Origin of the sequence: Aciduliprofundum sp. MAR08-339, from assembly GCF_000327505.1 — an archaeon.
GTDB lineage: Archaea > Thermoplasmatota > Thermoplasmata > Thermoplasmatales > Aciduliprofundaceae > Aciduliprofundum.
Genome location: NC_019942.1, coordinates 546836 through 565607 on the forward strand (window position 1 = coordinate 546836; position 18772 = coordinate 565607).

The following is an 18772-nucleotide window of genomic DNA, read 5'->3' on the forward strand; positions in this document are numbered from 1 at the left end:
ATGCGTCCCAGAGTAATTGTAAATGCAGCCATGAGTGTTGATGGCAAGATAGCCCTTGTTGGGGGAAGGAGAATAAAGATAAGCGATGAGGAAGATTTCAGACGAGTTCATCATCTTCGTGCCTCTGTGGATGCCATTCTCGTGGGAATAAACACGATAATCAAAGATGACCCAAAACTCACAGTCAAGGAGAAATTTGTGCCAGATGCTAAAAATCCCGTGCGCATTGTTCTTGATTCAAAGTTGCGTATTCCTGAGAATGCGAGGGTTTTAAATGATATGGCACCCACAATAATCGCCACCACAAAGGATGCACCACCAAGAGATTTGAACGCCGAGATAATAAGATGTGGATACAATCTTGTGGATCTGCATTGCCTCATGGAGGAACTCTGGAAAAGGGAAATAGGGAGTGTGATGGTTGAGGGAGGAAGCACGGTGATTTCCTCATTTCTGAGAGAGGGGCTTGTTGATGAACTCAACGTATTTGTCGGCTCCATGATCATAGGAGGAGACGCACCCACCCTTGTCTCAGGAAAGGGTGCCAGGTTTGCAGAGGAAACAATTAAATTGAAACTGCTGGAATGCAAACCCCTTGGATATGGGGTTCTCTTGCGTTATGGTGTGAATTATGAAAGTGGATAGAGATCGTGCCATCTATCTTGAAGATATAAATTCCCTGGTCATTGCGGATCTTCACATAGGCTACGAGGATGAACTTCGTGAGAGGGGAATAATCGTGCCCTCAATCTGGAGGAGTATGAAAAGAAGAATAATTACCTTGATGGAGCGCTATGGTGCGGAGCAACTAATAATATTGGGTGATGTGAAACACAGTATTTTACGCACTCCTCGGGAATTGAGTATGTTTTTTCAGGATCTTCCATACGCTATAACGGCGGTTAAGGGCAATCATGATGGGGGCATAGAGGATATGGTTGATTTTGAAATTAAACCTGCAACGGGATTTCGTATGGGTAAATACGGATTCATACATGGACACTCTTGGCCAGGAGAGGGTGTTATGACAGCAGACATCCTCTTCATGGGACATATTCATCCGGAGATGGAATTTTTTGATTCTGTAAGCAAATCCACCAAGATGCCATGCCTGTTGCGTGGAAATTTAAGTGATAGGGGCGTGGAAAAATATGGGAAGAATGTAAAAATAGTTGTGCTTCCAGCCTTCAACCCACTTGTGGGTGCTGCTATCGGTAAACCTATTGGGCCACTTTTTAGAAATAAATTGGTTGGTGAAATGGAGGTATATCTTCTCAATGGCACATATCTGGGAAAATACAATATGAATCAACCTTGAGATCTTTTGAGATTATTAGCATCTCTCCGTTTCTCATCTTTCTAAATCCGGCACCCATCTCCTCGGTAGAAATTACAATTTCACTTGAATTTTCCTTTATGAATATGGAGTAATAACTCTCCGCTTTTATGGCCAACCTGAATATGTAAAGATCTCCACCCCTATACATCACAAAATTCAGAGATGTGAATTCTTCATTTTCCACTATGCTTTTTAGCCCTTCCTCAATTTCATGGTCAAGCAGGGTGAGGAAGAAACTCTCTGTGTCTGTATCTCCTACAGCTCTCGGATGTTTATGGATATGAAGCGTTCCATTGTGCATGAATACAGCACCCCCGCGTATGAAAGGGTGAACGTTATCAATTTCCACAGGAGCCCCCGTTTTTCCCCTTTTTCTTGCGTGAAAAAATGCAACATGCCCCTTCGGTAAAGCATCTTTGAAATTCCATGCGGGCAGTGTTGTTCTGTAATAATGTTCTCCATTTTTTGAGAGTATCCAGTATCCGAAACCATCTCTGTGGGGTGCCCTCTTTCCCTCAAGGGCCTGTTTTTTCAGGAAATTAAAATATTCACGTAAATTGATATCCTCACTGGAGAGTACAGCCACGAATCTACACATTAAGGGCCTCCTCTTGCTTCTTGAATAGTTCTTTTATGCCCTTCTCTGCCAGATCCAGAAGAACGTTTAGCTCATCTCTGCTGAGTGCCCTTCTCTCAGATGTGCCCTGAATTTCTATGTATTTTCCATCCTCGTTCATTGCCACATTGAGATCCACATCGGCCTTTGAATCCTCCTCGTAGGCAAGGTCCAGCATGGGCTTTCCTTCCACAATACCAGCGCTTATGGCAGCTACCTTGTGAATTATCGGATTTTCTGCGATCTTTCCCTCCATCATCAGCCTTCTCACGGCCAGGGAGAGCGCAACAAATCCACAGGTTATGCTTGCAGTTCTTGTACCTCCATCTGCCTGTATCACATCGCAATCGATCCATATGGTTCTTGGACCGAGTTTGGTTAGGTCAACGGCTGCACGGAGGGTTCTTCCTATTATCCTCTCTATTTCTTTACTGCGCCCATTAACGTGGCCCCTATCTCGAAATATTCGCGTATCCGAGGAGCCAGGGAGCATGGAGTATTCGGCTGTGAGCCATCCTGAGTTCTGGGCCTTTAACCAATCGGGTACGCTCTCAATGACCTGTGCAGAGCAAAGAACAACGGTATCCCCCTGTCTTATGAGTGCAGAGCCGTATGGTTTTTTCTGAAAATTTGGCACAATTTCAACGGGTCTTATCTCATCAAATTTCCTGGTTCTCATCCCATGCACATGGGAATGGAGATAAATAATTTTTTGATGGCAAATATTAAATAAGAGCAAAATTATGAACATTGTGATGAAGGGCGTTGAGAAGGTGGGAGAATCGCTCAATATGGCCATAGTTTTATCCATATTTGTGGCAGGCATAAATGCGCTGTGGGGCATACTCCTGCTACCCTGGGGGCTCGTTGGCATAATTTTTGCATTTTTGGATATTTTCATAGCTTTTCTTTCAAAGAGTACCAGGGATTCTTATATGCAGGGCAACTATGTTAAAACTAGAGATGATTTGAAAATACTATGGCCATTGGGAATATTCTTCGGACTGGTATTTCTGGGAGTTTATTTTTACCTTATCTATCTCTCTGTGGATAATCTCGTGGTGAGAAGCCATCTTATACGGGATGTTGAAGAGCTGCCCATGTTCGCATCTCCAAAAATTCCACAAAAATAAAAAATTGAAGGTTATTTCACAAGATGACAGGCAACGAAGTGCTCTGGCTCCACCTCCACAAGTTCGGGCTCTTTTCTATGGCATATCTCCATGGCAAATGGACATCTTGGATGAAATCTGCATCCAGGTGGGACATCTATTGCATTTGGGATCTCTCCCTTTATTTTTACCTTCTTCTCTCTCTTTCTTCTTGCTATTGAAGGTACGGCCTCCATAAGAGCCTTTGTATATGGGTGCTGTGGGTTGTTGAGTATGTCTTTAACTCTCCCAATTTCAACGATTTTTCCGAGGTACATCACCGCGAGCCTGTCTGAAATGAGTTTTCCTATATCTATGTCGTGGGTTATGAAGAGCATGCTAAGGTTGTACTCTCTCTTGAAGTCGTTAAGCAGTTCTAGTATTGATGCTCTCATAGATGCGTCTATCATCGAAACGGCCTCATCGGCAACCACAAATTTTGGTTTGAGAACCATGGCCCTTGCTATCACGACTCTCTGTCTCTGTCCGCCGCTTAGGTGGTGTGGATATCTGTTGTAGAATTCTTCTTCCGGAGTTAGTCCTACCCTCTTTAACATTTTTAGAGCTATCTCCTTTGCCTCCTCCTTGTCTGCCAAATTGTGAATTAGAAGAGGATGAGATATTGCTTCTCCAATTTTCATCTTTGGACTTAAACTTGCATAGGGGTCCTGAAAGATTATCTGCATCTCCTTGCGTATTGGTCTCAACTCTTTTTCTGGAATGTTTGTTATATCTCTTCCCTCAAATATTATCTTTCCATCCGTTGGCTCGATAAGTCGTAATATTGTTCTTCCCGCAGTGGTTTTGCCACATCCGCTCTCTCCAATGAGACTCAGTGTCTCTCCCCTTTTTATTTTGAAGGATATTCCATCAACCGCTTTTACATATTTTTGGGGAGATTTTTTGATTATCTCAATGAAACTTCTCCTGACCGGAAAGTACTTTTTGAGATCCCTAACCTCTAATATATAATCCATTTCAATCACCATACAGATGACAGGCAACAAAATGGCCGGGTTCAACTTCCTTCATTGTGGGTTCCCTTGAATCGCAGAGCCCTTTTAGATTTTCATCATCCTTGAAAACATGGCATCTTGGATAGAACCTGCATCCTGCAGGAGGATCCCTAAGATCCGGAGGATATCCAGGTATGGATGTAATTTGTTTATCAACCCATAGATCCGGCGTACTCTGAAATAGTGCAGCGGTGTAGGGGTGCTTGGGATTATCTATTATTTGGTCCACAAATCCAAATTCTACGAGTTTTCCTGCGTACATTATTCCTATTTTTGAACTTCTCTCGGCGGCTAGGGATATATCGTGGGTTATGAAGAACACGCTTGTCCCTTCTTTTCTCAGATCTTCCAGCAAATCCATTATTGAATCCTGCACTATCACGTCAAGGGCAGTTGTGGGTTCGTCTGCAATTATAAGCTTTGAATGAAAAGCCATTGCCATAGAGATTATTATTCTCTGCCGCTGTCCACCACTTAACTGGTGGGGGTAATAATCTATTCTGTCCTCTGGAATGTTAACGCTTCTTAGAAGTTTTTTAACCCTTTCCATAGCCTCATTCTTTTCAACACCATGTTCAATCATAACCTCTGCAATTTGCTCTCCAATTTTTCTCAGGGGGTCAAGACTGGTCATTGGGTCTTGAAATATCATACTTATATCCTTTCCCCTTATGCTTCGGAGTTCTTCAGGAGACATTTTCAGTATATTCTTTCCATTGAATATGATCTCTCCGTTGACTATTTTTCCAGGATTGGGAACGAGGTTTACAAGTGCATGGGCCACCGTAGATTTTCCGCTTCCGCTCTCCCCCACAAAGGTTACCCAGTCTCCTCGCTCTATTTTAAAGGACACATTTTCAACGGCCCTAACTGTCCCGGCTATTGTAAAGTAATAAACGCTCAAGTTTCTTACATCCATAACCACGCTCTCCATGTTATCACCTCGTTCCAAGGGAAGTTCTCTCACTTAATGCCTCCCCTATTAGTGCAAAAGCCATGGCAAAAAGCATGATCATAAGGCCTGGAAACACCACGAGCCACCAGTAACCATCTAGGAGAAATGGCTGTCCCACCTTCAGATCGTAACCCCAATCTGGGGTGGGTGGTGTAACAGAGAGACCCAGAAAACTCAAACCAGCTTCAGTAAGAATTGCATCAGCAACGCTTAGGGAAAACACCACAAGGATTGTGGGTACCAGATTTGGGAGTATGTATCGGAACATTATGTCTCTGTTTCTTGCTCCCACAGCTTTTGCCCCCTCCACAAACAGTTGCTCTCTGAAACTCAGGGTTTGTCCACGAACCATGCGGAAATATGTAGGAACGTATACGAAGGATATGGCAATTGCTGTGTTCATAGGACTTGGACCCAAGGCTACGGATATTACAATGGCCAATATTATGGCCGGGAAGGCGTAAATACTATCCATTATTATGCTCAGTGTCCTATCCATTTTCCCTCGATAGTAACCTGATATGAGTCCAAGGGGTATACCTATGCTCATAGAGAGCATTGTTGCTATCGCCACAACATAGATCATTATTCTTGCTCCCCATACAATTCTTGAGAACATGTCCTGGCCTATCCTGTTTGTACCCATAGGATGTTTCCATGATGGTGGTGCAAAGGTATCGTTTGTTGATTCTGTAGGACTGTATGGTGAGATGAACGGTGCGAATATAGCCATAAAAATGATCACTAGAACTATGGTAAGACCGGTTAAAAGAAGCCCTCTTCCAGGTACCTTCTTCAAGAGAGATTTGAACGCCACATTGAATATTTTATCTGCCAACTCCATACTATCACCTTTAATATTTCACCCTGGGATCTAGAAGCGCATACACGATGTCTACTATCAAGCTTATCACGCCGATGAATATTGCAATAAAAATCACGGTGCCTTGTATCGATGTATAATCCCTATAACTTATCCTATCCATAAGAAATGTACCCATCCCTGGCCAGCTGAATGTTGTTTCTGTTAGTACTGCTCCACCCAGGAGTATGGCGAACTGAAGACCCATTAGGGTGATGACAGGGATAAAAGCATTTTTAAGAGCGTACCAAAGCACCTTTCCTCCTCTAACGCCACGGGCATGATAGGAACGTATAAAGTCCATGCTGAGAACTTCTACCATGTTATTTCTCACGAGGCGTGTGTAGGCCCCACTTAAAACTATTCCTAAGGTGAGTGCTGGAAGGATAAGATGTTTTATTGAACTGACCAAAGCCGGCCAGTTTCCTGTAAGAATACTATCAAGCACGTAGAGGCCTGTTATTGTGTGAATTTGCATACCTGGCGCTATTCTGCCAGAGGTGGGAAGGATGTGCAGGTACACGCCGAAAAAATACTGGAGCATCATGCCAAACCAAGGAATGAAGAGAGTATATACGAATATGCTATAAAGACGCATTGCAGTATCCACCTTTGTTCCCTTCATTCTAGCCCCTATAACTCCAGTTATTATCCCCAGAAGTACGCTTATTCCAAACCCCCAGATGGTCAGTTCAAGAGTTGCAGGAAATCTCTGGGCTATGAATGAGGTAACAGATTTCCCACTGGGGGATGCCAAGGTAACTCCAAAATTACCTGTGAAAACCTTTGTCAAATAATCAAAATACTGATACCACAGGGGTTTATCCAATCCTGCCATTTGTCTCAGATGCTCCAGCTGCGCAGGAGGTATATTTTTTGTACCGACAACTGCAAGTATGGGATCTCCCGGAAGAATTCTCAGAAAGAAGAACACCACGGTGTAGAGAATGAGAATCATTGGAATAATCAGAAGCGCTCTAATGACAATGTACCTACCGAGACCTCTTGATGCCATACAGAACCACCCTTTTGAGTAAGTAATAAATAAAAATAAAAAAAGTTTTTGATACAACTCACTTGAAGTATAGCAGGTTGTAGTGGAAAATCATATCTGGACCTATGATTATTCCACCTATGTCCTTGTCTGCTACGACGTACAGTTTACCCTGTATGAAAGGAATGTATGGTACATCTTGGGCAAGAATCTCCTGTGCTTTTATGTATAGTTTCTCTCTCTGGGTCTTGTTTGTGAGTTGCTGTGCCTCAGAAAGTATCTGGTTCATCTCGCTGTTGTTGTATCCAGTTCCGGCCCACCCGTTGGCATTGTCCACAGAGGATAGGAACGGTGTGGTGTAGTCATCAGGATCCAGATAATCCGGATACCAGCCGAACATATAAACTTCCATCTGCTTCTGTCTTGCGTACTGTAGGTAGGTTTGCCACTCTGCACTCTTTATTGTGACCTCAACCATTCCCGTAGCTTCCCACTGTTGCTTAAGAAGCTGGGCAATATCTGCCTCGGTATCTCCATAGTGGGAGGGTGTGTACCATAGATTTATTTTTAACTTATTTGTGGTGCTGTAACCCGCTTCTTCTAAAAGTTTTTTAGCTGCATTTAGATTGGGAGATGCTCCGTATTTCTCCTTAAACACGTCCTTGTGGGACCACATACCAATTGGTATAAGCGTGTAAAGTGGCTCCACTGTGTTGTGGAAGACCCTTTCTGCGATCTGCTGTCTGTCAATTGCGTAGGCAAGTGCCTGTCTTACGCGAACATCACTTGTTGGGCCCTTCACGGTGTTGAAGCATATGTACCTGATGTATGAACTGGGTATTTCAACCACATTGTATGACCCGCTCTTCTTCAGATTCTCAATATCTGTTGGTCTTAGGGTTCTCCATGCGATGTTTATCTCCCCGTTCTGGAGAGCCAACCTCATTGTGGTTGCATCCTTGTAGAATTTAATCACTATCTTCTCAATCTTGGGCTTTGGCCCGTAATAATTGGGGTTCGCCTGCAAATCCAGTTCCTGATCCCTGACCCATTTGGTTATATAGTATGGGCCCCAACCACCGGCAGTTTGATCACTCTGAATGTGGTTCGGATCGTATGCTCTGCTTACGGGGAAGTACGGTGGATCAGTTAGCAGTGCTAGGAAATAGGCAGTTGGATGTTTGAGAGTGAATACAACAGTGTAATCGTCGGTGGCCGTTACTTTCTTCACGAAGGATGTTACGAGCCAGGCGGGATCTCCGTTTATTCTCATAACCCTCTCAATGCTCCAAACAACATCTTGGGCTTTCAGAACAGTTCCATTGTGGTTTTTCACGTCCTTCCTCAGGTGGAAGGTCCATATGGTGGCATTTGCATTAACATTCCAGCTTTGGGCCATTGCCGGGATAATGTCTGCCGTTCCTGGTTTATAGGTTACAAGACCACCCATTATATTGTTCAGCACTTCCCACGTGTAGAAGTCGTAGGCATTGGAGGTGTCAAGATCTGAGATTTTATCTGTGACACCTATGACCAGCATCTTTTTCTGGGGGGGTGTTGGCTGGTTACTGGAAGGCTGCATGGCGTAGTACACTGCAATCCCTGCAATTATTAGAATCACTACAATTATTATTGCTATTATTCCACCCTTTTGCATATCTGCTCACCTAGGTGAATAAAACGTAAAGATTGTATTTAAAGTTTGCCACGCCTTATCACGTCAAATAAACAAAAGTTTTATATAGAAGTGCTGTATATGAGAAATTAGTAATCAACTAAAGGTTGATAACTGGAGGTGATGAAGATGATATTCGGAGACAGGGTATTCAAGGAGATGTACGACATAATGACTGAGATGGAGAGGGAACTCAACGCAATGCGCAAGGAGTACGCTCAGGACTACAAGATGCCTCTGATGGATATGTACGAAACGGATGACGAACTCGTGGTCATAATGGAACTTCCAGGGGTCAGGAAGGAGGATATAAATCTCAATGTCTCACCCACCAGTGTTGAGGTCAGCGCAGAGCTCACAGAGGAGTCAGAGGAGCAGGTTAAGAAGTACCACAAGAAGGAGAGGGTTATAAGGAGGTACTACAGGAACATAACCCTGCCGATGAAGGTATCCACCGAAAACGTGAGGGCAAAGTACGAAAACGGAATGCTGGTCATCCGCTTCAAAAAGGAGGCCGGCGAGAAGAGGAGGGTGGAAATACAATAAAATTTCCACTCTTTTTTGGAGGTGATTTAAATGAAGAATGGAAAAAATGATGGCATAGTGGTCAAGGTAGCCGAGGCCCGCTCAAGGGATGTGGGCCGTGGAATAGCCAGGATAGACCCTGTCATATTTGAGAAGATGGGTCTTATGCCTGGAGACGCCATAATAATAGAGGGAAAGAAGAAAACAGCAGCCGTTGTTATGCGAGGATATCCTGAGGATGAAGGCTCTGGGGTAATAAGAATAGATGGTTACACCAGGAGGAATGCAGGTGTTGGCATTGATGATAAGGTTAAGATAAAGAAGGCCACGGCAACTCCTGCCACTCAGGTGATATTTGCTCCCACTCAGCCCCTGCGCCTAATGGGTGGAGAGGAGTATCTCAAGAACCTACTTGAGGGACGCGTGATAACCAGGGGAGATGTTGTAACCATAAATGTGATGGGCAATTCAATAGATCTCATAGCTACAAGTGTCAAGCCTGTTAAGGAGGTTGCTTTAATTACCTCATCAACGGAGATAAAGATAAGCGAGAAACCTGCAAAGGAAAGCACAAGCGGAATTCCAACGGTTACCTACGAGGATATTGGGGGTTTGAAGGAGGAAATAAGGAAAATACGCGAAATGGTTGAACTGCCGTTGAGGCATCCTGAACTGTTTGAGAGATTGGGTATAGAGCCGCCAAAGGGCGTTTTGCTTTATGGACCTCCTGGAACAGGTAAAACACTGCTGGCAAAGGCTGTGGCCAATGAGGCAAACGCCCATTTCATATATTTAAGTGGGCCCGAGATAATGAGTAAGTACTACGGGCAGAGCGAGGAAAATCTAAGGGAGATATTCAAGGAAGCGCAGGAGAATGCTCCGAGCATAATATTCATTGATGAGATTGATAGCATTGCACCTAAGAGGGACGAGGTTAGTGGAGAAGTAGAAAGGCGAGTGGTGGCACAACTTCTCGCACTCATGGATGGCTTGGAGAGCAGGGGCAAGGTTGTAGTGATAGGGGCCACAAACAGGCCTAATGCGCTTGATCCTGCATTGCGCAGACCTGGAAGGTTTGACAGGGAAATAGAGATTGGCATACCCGATCGAAAGGCGAGGAAGGAGATTCTGGAGATACACACCCGTGGTGTACCTCTTGCCGATGATGTTGATCTTGACAAACTGGCGGATATGACACACGGGTATGTGGGTGCAGATCTCGCCGCTTTGGTCAAGGAGGCCGCCATGCGTGCCCTGCGCCGCATAATGCCCGAAATAGATATGGAGATGGAGAAAATACCGGTGGAGATTCTTGAGAAAATAGAGGTTAACTGGGACGATTTCATGGATGCCTATAGGGAGATGCAACCCAGCACCATGAGGGAGGTGCTCATAGAGAAGCCCAATGTGCACTGGGACGATATTGGAGGGCTTGAGAATGTGAAGCAGGAACTCCGTGAGGTGGTTGAGTGGCCTCTCAAGTATCGCAAGCTCTTTGCCCACATGAAGGTTAAGATACCCAAGGGAATACTGCTATACGGACCGCCCGGAACGGGTAAAACCCTGCTTGCAAAGGCAGTTGCCACGGAGAGTGAGGCAAACTTCATAAGCGTCAAGGGTCCTGAGTTCCTCAGCAAGTGGGTTGGTGAGAGCGAAAAAGCAGTGAGAGAAGTGTTCCGCAAGGCGAGACAGGCGGCGCCGGCGGTGATATTCATAGACGAAATAGACGCTGTGGCACCTGTGCGTGGTATGGATCTCGGTACGAGGGTCACGGAGCGCGTCGTGTCTCAGCTCCTGACCGAGATGGACGGTCTTGAGGAACTGCACAATGTAACCGTTATAGCGGCCACAAATCGCCCTGACATGCTGGATCCCGCACTGCTTCGCCCGGGAAGATTTGATCGCCTTATATATGTTCCAGTGCCCGATAGGGATGCGAGAAGGGAGATATTCAAAATACATCTCCGGGGCAAGCCTCTGGCTGAGGATGTGGATATTGATGCCCTTGCAGAGCGCACCGAGGGGTATACCGGTGCTGATATAGAGGCAGTGTGCAACGAGGCAACCATACTTGCACTTAGGGAATACATACAGAGCGGAAAGGATCCTGAGAATCCAAATGATGCAAGAATATCAATGAAGCACTTTGAGGAGGCCTTAAAGAGGGTAAAACCACTGAGCAAGGAGGAGAAGGAGATGTACGAGAAGATGGCCGAGAAGTTCAGGAATAGGGAATGAGAGAAAATTTTTTAAACCTGCCACCTTCTCTTTTATGGGGCCAAGAGCCAGAGGGCGGCCACGGGAAAGGGGAACCTTGGGTGCCCCTTCCTGAGGAAAGTCCCCCCTCCATCGGGCAGCCGGCCCCGTGCAAGCGGGGATCCCGAGAGGGACGGCAACGGAGCAGAAACGACACAGCCCGCGGGGCAGGATGATTCCCTGCGGATGACGTTCCCGCGGGATTTGATGAAACGGCCGACCCCGGCGGAGCAAGTTCAAACCGTCCTGGTGAGTTGCCCGACGAAGGACAGGTAGGACGCACAGTCGGATGCCGCCAGGGAGATACCGGTGGTTCCCAGTTCAATCTTACCAAGGGGAAGAGGGTTGAGGGAGAAACCGCAGGTGTCTCCCCAACAGAAGGGGGCTTACTCCTGGCACTTGGCCCCTACTTTGGCTCTTCCTTCAAGATATTTGCAATTTTTTCTATTTCCTTTTTGATTATCTCTTGCATATCTTTGCTCTCCATATCTTCTGAGGCGAAAATCATATTTTGGACAGGATTTCTCAAAGCATCCAGCATATTGTTCAGGAATTCAAATCTCTTCTCTTCTTTGATCTGGAGAATTTTCCTCTCCGTTATATCTATTAAACTTACTATCTTACCATGGCCATAATTTATGGATTTTGACAGCACCCACCTGATATGGCCACTTTTTGTTTTTATCTCTATCTCTCCCCCTCTTATGAGTTTTCTGAATATTTTTGTGGAGTTTATCTCCTGAAAACTGTAACCCAGAATTTTCAGGGCTTCCGGATTGGCGTAAATGCATTTATCCTCTTTTATGTACAGCAGGCCAATTGGCATGTTTTCCATAAGTGTATTGGAGAGTTTTTGAAGGTTCTCAATTCTTCTGCCCTGCTCTCTGACCCTTCTCCTTTCCCTAACATATCTAACACCCATGTAACCAATGGCGCTCAGCGAGATTCCAAGGATCAGAGCCAAGCCGTAGATGTAGAGTGGAATGCCTGTGGATGTTTGAGGATTGAACCATTTGTTGTAAATTTCCGTGTACTCTCCGGAGTCCTTTATTTTGTTTATTGCCATATTCAGATCATTCACGAGCCATGGCTCACTTTTTTTCACGGCGATTGCCAGAGGCATGGAAAAGGCCTGAATGTTTGTGAGAACAACATTTTTTAGATTCATCTTTGAAATGTAATATGTGCATGTGTGAATCTCATATAAAAACAGATCCACGCTATTGCTGTTGACGAGTTCCAGTCCTTCCTGAGGTGTGTTAACCTCAACGATGTAGAGGTTTCTGTGTGTTTTGTTCATCCATTCCAAGGCGAAATTCTCTGTTATATCATTTTTCACAACGGCAATTGTGTGATTGGCAATGTCATTTATACTTTGTATTGGGGCCATGGTTGCACGCTGGAAGAAATTGAAGTATATGTGCTGATAAATCTGCGTGAACAAGAAGGTTCTGTTTCTCTCCTTTGTTGGCACCATCGCCATCAGGGCATCTATTTGCCCCATCTTGAGTTTGTATATCAAAGAGTTCCAGGTGCCAGGTATGAACTCAAAGGTGATATTTGTGTATTTTTCCATGGCCTTTAGCATATCTATGTTGAACCCTGTGGGCTCGTTGTTTACCATGTAGGAGTAGGGTGGAATGTTTATATCAACCCCTATTTTAATGGCTCTTCCGGATTTCTGAGGAATGGAGAATGCCATTCCTGAGTAATACAGTGCGGAAACAAGAAATATCGCGAGAACAATCAATGCTGTTGAACGCCCCTTCATTTCAATAATAAAGTGAAGGGTGTAATATAAAATTTTCTCAACCCTTGAGTTTCTGGAGAACCACAGATGATTTTACCTTCTTCACACCGTCAATTTTTCCAATTCTCTCGGATATCAATTTTGCCAGATCCTCCCCATTTTCAGCCCAGATTTCAACAACTATCATGTTTTCTCCACTTGTCATATCCACGCACCTGACCTCCTTCATATTTTTGAGAGTTTCCGCCACCTTGTAAAATCTATCGGATTCGGTATCTATTCCAAGTATGGCCACGCATTTATAGCCGAGGGAGTGGGGATCAACACACACTGTATAACCCCTTATGACACCCTCTTTTTCTAGGTTTTTTATTCTCTTGCGAACGGCGGTATCACTTATTCCCAAAATATTTGCTATTTTTGAATAACTCATACGGGAATCCTTAAGAAGAAGTTCCACTATTTTTCTGTCTCTATCATCCATGGAATCACCGTGTGTGGGATATTACCTCAATTTATTTTAAAATCTCCCTCCGTGCCTGTTTTAAGATCTCGTGGGCAAGTTTCTCACCTATGCCTGGAATTCTGGTTAACTGCGAAACTTTAGCCTTGCGCAGTTTTTCAATTGAATTGAAACCATAATCAAACAATCTGCGCGCTCTCACACGTCCAATACCCTTTAAAGAGACTATGGGCAGCAGCTCTTCCCTGACTCCATACTTAACTCTCAATCTCAATTTTTCTACCTGATGCACGTGGGGATACTTTAGAACCCTTCCTATCTCTGCAAATGCGTATAAAAGCCAGTCTGTTATCTCCACCCTCCCATGGATATCCCCCGGACCCACATCGTACCTGCCTATAAGTCTGTCCTGAGAAACCTCATTTGTCCAGTCCATTATCATCAAAGCAGTTTTGAGTGCTCCGAAGAATGTATCCTGATCCACATCGAATTCATCAATTGCAAGATCGTGGGTGTAGGCCACGGGCAGAAGTTCGGGCAACTCGCTCTTTTTGGCCCTGATTGGAATGATGTCTGGAGTGCAGGCGATGGTGTGTAGAATGCAGAATTCGTCATAGTCCTTACTGTAACATTTTTTAAAGAATATCGCTGTGTATGGGTCAATATACAGATCCGAAACCCTCTTTCCAAGGGGAGTTGCGAGTATTAATCTCTTTCGGGTTATGAACTCGTTAGCCTCAAGAAAATTCAAAACGTGCTCAATTTTCTTATTCAGATATTTCACAGGCATTTTGAATCCGTAGAATGTTTTTGAAAAGAAATCAAACAGTTCCCCCTCCTTGTTTACCATGTCACTTGCAATAAGGGCAAGCACGTGGATTCTCAACGCTGCATCGTTTGAAAGTTGTGATTCTATATCCTCCGTCTCACCAAGAATGTACGTCTCCATGTACTCCTTGGCCCTGCTGGCGCTCCTGGCATAAATTATCCCCTCTCCGTACTTGTCATACTTCGGCCTTCCTGCGCGGCCAAGCATCTGCTTTACTTCCATTACGGGTATGTACACACTTGTAAATCCATCGTATCTTGTAACATCTCTCACTATAACCGTGCGAGAGGGTAAATTTATTCCCGCTGCCAGGGTTGGAGTGGCAACTATCACCTTTAGCCATCTGCCCTTAAACGCTCTTTCAATGACGCTTCTCTGCCTGTTGCTCAGTCCCGCATGGTGGAAGGAGACCCCGTGCCTTATCATTTTTGTGAGTCTCTCTCCGTAAATGGTGTATTCCTCCTCCTGCAGCTCCTTGGATATGTTCATAAGCGCTTCCCTATCCTCCTTGCTTAAATATTTATCAACCCTCCTCCTCAGTTTCTCTGCAAGGGATTCAGCAGATTTTCGTCGATTTACAAAGATGAGCACCTGCCCACCAAGTTCAATGCTCCTGCTTACAAGGTTCCCTATGTTTATTCCGTCATGGGGTACGTTTATTGTTTCTCCATTTTCAAATAAAAGAGTATCGTCAAAGTATACGCCCAGTTTCAAAGGAACGGGTCTGAATTCACTATAGACGTGCTCTCCTTCAAGCCAAGATGCAATTTCTTCAGAATTTTTTATTGTTGCCGAGAGCGCGATTATCTGTGCCTCATCATTTACATCCCTTATTTTTGAAATCACCATTTCCAGGGTTGGGCCGCGGGTTGGCTCTCCCATCAGATGAACCTCGTCCACTATCACCACGCCTAGGTTGTAGGCGTATTCTAGGTCATGGCGTAGGATGGAATCCATTTTCTCGCTGGTTGCAATCACAACGTCGTAATGTTTCAGGTACCCGGAAGGGCTGTCGTAATCTCCAATGGCCAGTGCAACACGCATTCCAAATCTTTCAAATCTTTTCAGCTCCTCATATTTCTCCATGGCTAGAGCCCTGAGTGGCACAATGTACACACTTTTGAGTCCCATTTTGAATGCCCTTAAAATTGCAATGTATCCAACCAGTGTTTTGCCGCTGGCAGTTGGAATTGCCACAACAAGGTTTTTCCCCTTGAAAAGTTTTTTTATTGCCTCTTCCTGGGGAGGATAGAGTTCTCTTATACCCTCCTCTTCAAAAATCTGAAGCCACTCACGTTTCAAGGGAATATCACTGATTTTCACGGTGGATTAATCCCTTATGGCTTTAATAGTTTTCCTAATGGAATATGCGGTAAATTTGCTTCGCCTTCTTTTCCCCTATACCCTCTACCTTTTTCAACTCCACAATGTTGGCCCTTGCTATTTTTTCAATGGATCCAAATTGGGCAAGCAACTTCCTCGCCATTTTCTCCCCAATATATGGTAGGGAGGATAGGGCATAGACCTTCCACTCCTCCTCACTCATGGATTTTTTGGGAGGGATACGCTCCCACCTTCTCTCAATTTCCCCATCATTCTTTCCCTCACCTTCCCTTTTTATGAGAATTCTGAAGAATTCAACAAGGGCCTCGTCACTCTCCGCGTGGAAAATAGGAATGCCATGCTTGAACTGAATTTCCATAAATGCACCCATAACATGGTTCCAGCCGAATCCTGAGAGGTGAAGTTCATCCTCTATGCTTCCATGTATGAGGAGTGCTCTTCTTAAAATTTTACAGTCCATAACCTCATCGGCAAGAAGTCTGCGCATTTGATCCCACAGTCTATTTGTTTTCATGCTGCTCAGGAAATCCCGAGCACTCTTTCTCTCTATCAGCACACCATTTTCATCGCATATAAGAAAATCTCCAACCGGGAGGTTTACCATCTCAAATTTGCCCAGCACAGATTCAAGGAGGGAAATCACGGAGTGCTCTCTGTAATCCACGAATATTCTCATAATTGTGTATGGAAAACAAAATAAAAAATTTAAGCGTAGTAGTACTCGCCCCTTTCCTTCTGTTCCCTGTCAGTGTAACTTCCCGGCTTGTTAATTCTCGGCCTTCTTGTATCTCCATCCCTTCTGAATGTTATGCCCACATTTTTCAGGAATAAATTCATTCCTTCACGCATCGTGAATGGACCTCTTCCCACGCCATGCCTCGCTGGCTCTCCTCCAAAGACCATTACGTGATCTGAGATTATGTCTATGAAATACACATCGTGATCAACAACCAGGGCGCTCTTGCCCGTGTTTTCCATTACTCTGCGAATGACCTTGGCTGCGATCATTCTCTGATTGGAATCAAGATAGGCGGAGGGCTCATCCAGAAGGTAAAGATCGGCATCTCTTCCCAGGGCCAGTGCTATTGCGAGACGCTGCATCTCGCCCCCAGATAGGGCTTGCACATCCTTGCTGTAAATGTGCCTTATGTTCAGGGGATGGAGCACCTCGGATTGGAAGAAGGAGTTGCTCATTCTGTCTTTAAGCGTGAGCATAAGGAGTTCCTCAACAGTTCCATCGTATTCTGGCTTTATGTACTGGGGCTTGTAACTCACCCTTATTTCTTCCTCTATTGCACCCCTATCCGCCTTGAGTACTCCCGCCAGGATTTTAACAAAGGTCGTTTTTCCAGTTGCATTTGGTCCCACTACACCAACAACCTGGCCGATTTTTATCTCTCCGGGCTCAACATCCAGTATGAAATCCTTGAACCTCTTCTCAATGTATGGCCATTTTACAAGGGTGGGCAGGTCCATACTCTTCTTTGGAGGATGTGCCGTGAACTCTATTTTCCATGGTCTGAACCTTATGTTTTCCTCGCGCAGGTATCCCTCAAGGAATGAGTTTATTGCATTTCTTGTGGGCCTTATTTGGGAAACCACTCCATAGGCTCCTTCGGATCCATAAAGAATATGCACCACATCCGCTATGAAATCCAGAATAGCAAGGTCATGCTCAACCACAAACACTATTTTTCTCTCCGCGAGATTTTTTATTATCCTCGCAATCCTCAGTCTCTGGTATATGTCAAGATAACTTGAAGGCTCGTCAAAGAAGTAAACATCTGCATCCTTAAGCATAGTTGCCGCTATGGCAACACTCTGCAACTCACCACCGCTCAACTTATCCACATCCCTGTTTAGCGAGTTCTCGATTTGCAGAAGGGCTGCAATTTCATCAAAATCCTCGCTAACCTTTTTCAGCAATTCCCTGACCTTCCCCTTGAAAACCTGTGGAATTTTATCAACATACTGGGGTTTCAGGGCTGTTTTTATATCCCCATCCCTTAGCTTTGAGAAATAATCGGCCATTACAGTGCCGGAGAAGTATTCAATGACATCATCCCAAGATGGATTTTTTTCATATTTTCCAAGGTTTGGTATGAGAGTTCCAGAGAGAATGTTCAAACTCGTGGTTTTTCCAACACCGTTTGGTCCAAGGATTCCCACAACCTTACCCTTTTGGATCATTGGAACCCTGTACAGGCGAAACCCATTCTCCCCATACTGGTGCACAAGGTCCTCCTGCAGTTCTTCGGGAAGTCCGATTATCTTCACCGCCTCAAAGGGGCATTTGTGAACGCATATGCCGCACCCCTCGCAGAGTTCCTCAATTATTTTTGGATATCCCTTTTCCGTTATCACAACGGTATCTATGCCCATTCGCACAGGAGGACAATAGGTCTTGCACTCATAGTTGCACTTCTTAAACTGGCATCTATCCTGCAAAACAACTGCAATATGCATATGAGCACCTCAACTGCGCATCCATATATCCTCGGGAAGTTCTTCGTAAATGTCTTCAAAATCCTCTTCCCTTTTTTCATTTTCCATTTTATAGTTCACAAGTTCGTATATCCTCTCTTTATTGAGAAGCCAGTAATGTATGCGCCACTCTCTGCCGTCCCAGAGTGTTGTTTCCTCACGCTCGGTTTTTAGAATGCCCAGATCTTCCAGAATGTAAAACGTGTCTCTGTCCTCGGGTTCCAGCATGTTGTCTATGATCCTGTCCCCGTATCCGAAGAAATTGAGAACATGCTCGGCTGTCATTCTCGCCTCCTCTATGCTCAATCTCCTCTTTGGTCTGCTCAACCCATTTTGAATTGCCATTGCCAAAAAATCCACTGTAACCACGAATTCGGCACTTTCCACGTATTCCATATCCACTTTTATCTCACTCCTGGGCGCAGCATGATATTACTAAACTTTCCTATTTAAACATTTCTGATGGGTGGGGCATAAACCCTATTTTCTTAAATTTTTCCTGAGATGCGATGT

18 protein-coding genes and 1 other RNA gene are annotated in these 18772 nt (G+C 44.6%); 6 read left to right on the top strand and 13 right to left on the bottom strand.

What is annotated here, in order from left to right; all coding sequences use genetic code 11:
- Positions 1-645 (top strand): 2,5-diamino-6-(ribosylamino)-4(3H)-pyrimidinone 5'-phosphate reductase, encoded by a 645-nt coding sequence (locus tag ACIM339_RS03055; RefSeq protein ID WP_015283140.1) that lies wholly within the window; start codon positions 1-3, stop codon positions 643-645.
- Positions 632-1318 carry a metallophosphoesterase gene (locus ACIM339_RS03060; protein WP_015283141.1) on the top strand — a complete coding sequence of 229 codons (687 nt, stop codon included), beginning with the start codon at positions 632-634 and terminating at the stop codon, positions 1316-1318. Before ACIM339_RS03055 ends, ACIM339_RS03060 begins: the two co-directional genes overlap by 14 nt.
- On the opposite strand, the gene ACIM339_RS03065 is transcribed toward ACIM339_RS03060, so the two are convergent.
- Both ACIM339_RS03065 and rph read right to left on the bottom strand, forming a co-directional pair.
- Positions 1275-1937: a class II glutamine amidotransferase gene (locus tag ACIM339_RS03065; RefSeq protein ID WP_015283142.1), complete on the bottom strand. Its 663-nt coding sequence runs from the start codon at positions 1935-1937 to the stop codon at positions 1275-1277. The genes ACIM339_RS03060 and ACIM339_RS03065 overlap by 44 nt on opposite strands.
- Positions 1930-2634 (bottom strand): ribonuclease PH, encoded by a 705-nt coding sequence (gene rph, locus ACIM339_RS03070; RefSeq protein WP_015283143.1) that lies wholly within the window; start codon positions 2632-2634, stop codon positions 1930-1932. The genes ACIM339_RS03065 and rph overlap by 8 nt, the downstream gene beginning before the upstream one ends.
- A gap of 64 nt (positions 2635-2698) precedes the next feature.
- Here rph and ACIM339_RS03075 point away from each other — a divergent pair, with 64 nt between their 5' ends.
- Positions 2699-3088 (top strand): hypothetical protein, encoded by a 390-nt coding sequence (locus ACIM339_RS03075; protein ID WP_015283144.1) that lies wholly within the window; start codon positions 2699-2701, stop codon positions 3086-3088.
- Between the two features lie 11 nt (positions 3089-3099).
- On the opposite strand, the gene ACIM339_RS03080 is transcribed toward ACIM339_RS03075, so the two are convergent.
- From ACIM339_RS03080 to ACIM339_RS03100, 5 genes are read right to left on the bottom strand one after another with little or no spacing between them, the layout of a single operon-like run.
- The gene (locus ACIM339_RS03080; protein WP_048104001.1) at positions 3100-4083 is read right to left on the bottom strand and encodes an ABC transporter ATP-binding protein; all 984 of its coding nucleotides are present in this window, start codon (positions 4081-4083) and stop codon (positions 3100-3102) included.
- 1 nt (position 4084) lies between these two features.
- Positions 4085-5056 carry an ABC transporter ATP-binding protein gene (locus ACIM339_RS03085; protein ID WP_015283146.1) on the bottom strand — a complete coding sequence of 324 codons (972 nt, stop codon included), beginning with the start codon at positions 5054-5056 and terminating at the stop codon, positions 4085-4087.
- A gap of 4 nt (positions 5057-5060) precedes the next feature.
- Positions 5061-5921: an ABC transporter permease gene (locus tag ACIM339_RS03090; protein ID WP_015283147.1), complete on the bottom strand. Its 861-nt coding sequence runs from the start codon at positions 5919-5921 to the stop codon at positions 5061-5063.
- Between the two features lie 10 nt (positions 5922-5931).
- Positions 5932-6954 (bottom strand): ABC transporter permease, encoded by a 1023-nt coding sequence (locus ACIM339_RS03095; protein ID WP_015283148.1) that lies wholly within the window; start codon positions 6952-6954, stop codon positions 5932-5934.
- A gap of 58 nt (positions 6955-7012) precedes the next feature.
- Positions 7013-8590 carry an ABC transporter substrate-binding protein gene (locus ACIM339_RS03100; protein ID WP_015283149.1) on the bottom strand — a complete coding sequence of 526 codons (1578 nt, stop codon included), beginning with the start codon at positions 8588-8590 and terminating at the stop codon, positions 7013-7015.
- A gap of 147 nt (positions 8591-8737) precedes the next feature.
- Between ACIM339_RS03100 and ACIM339_RS03105 the strand changes: the two genes are divergently transcribed.
- The 3 genes from ACIM339_RS03105 (at position 8738) to rnpB (ending at position 11790) form a co-directional block, all read left to right on the top strand.
- Positions 8738-9154, top strand: a complete 417-nt coding sequence (locus ACIM339_RS03105) for an Hsp20/alpha crystallin family protein (protein ID WP_015283150.1) — start codon at positions 8738-8740, stop codon at positions 9152-9154.
- A gap of 30 nt (positions 9155-9184) precedes the next feature.
- Positions 9185-11371: a CDC48 family AAA ATPase gene (locus ACIM339_RS03110; protein ID WP_015283151.1), complete on the top strand. Its 2187-nt coding sequence runs from the start codon at positions 9185-9187 to the stop codon at positions 11369-11371.
- A 42-nt stretch (positions 11372-11413) separates the two neighbouring features.
- An RNA gene (gene rnpB / locus ACIM339_RS07780) (RNase P RNA component) lies at positions 11414-11790 on the top strand.
- A 5-nt stretch (positions 11791-11795) separates the two neighbouring features.
- Here the strand turns inward: rnpB and ACIM339_RS03115 are convergent.
- The 6 genes from ACIM339_RS03115 to ACIM339_RS03140 are packed head-to-tail and all read right to left on the bottom strand — an operon-like array spanning position 11796 to position 18655.
- Positions 11796-13160 carry a transporter substrate-binding domain-containing protein gene (locus ACIM339_RS03115; protein WP_015283152.1) on the bottom strand — a complete coding sequence of 455 codons (1365 nt, stop codon included), beginning with the start codon at positions 13158-13160 and terminating at the stop codon, positions 11796-11798.
- Between the two features lie 37 nt (positions 13161-13197).
- Positions 13198-13623 (bottom strand): Lrp/AsnC family transcriptional regulator, encoded by a 426-nt coding sequence (locus tag ACIM339_RS03120; RefSeq protein ID WP_015283153.1) that lies wholly within the window; start codon positions 13621-13623, stop codon positions 13198-13200.
- 31 nt (positions 13624-13654) lie between these two features.
- Positions 13655-15754, bottom strand: a complete 2100-nt coding sequence (locus tag ACIM339_RS03125; RefSeq protein ID WP_015283154.1) for a DEAD/DEAH box helicase — start codon at positions 15752-15754, stop codon at positions 13655-13657.
- 34 nt (positions 15755-15788) lie between these two features.
- Entirely contained in the window at positions 15789-16451 is a 663-nt protein-coding gene (locus ACIM339_RS03130; protein ID WP_015283155.1) for an ERCC4 domain-containing protein, read from the bottom strand.
- Positions 16452-16480: 29 nt separating this feature from the next.
- On the bottom strand, positions 16481-18241 hold the full coding sequence (locus ACIM339_RS03135) for a ribosome biogenesis/translation initiation ATPase RLI (protein WP_015283156.1): 1761 nt from the start codon (positions 18239-18241) through the stop codon (positions 16481-16483).
- Positions 18242-18250: 9 nt separating this feature from the next.
- Positions 18251-18655 (bottom strand): DUF6015 family protein, encoded by a 405-nt coding sequence (locus tag ACIM339_RS03140; RefSeq protein WP_015283157.1) that lies wholly within the window; start codon positions 18653-18655, stop codon positions 18251-18253.
- Between the last annotated feature and the right edge of the window lie 117 nt (positions 18656-18772).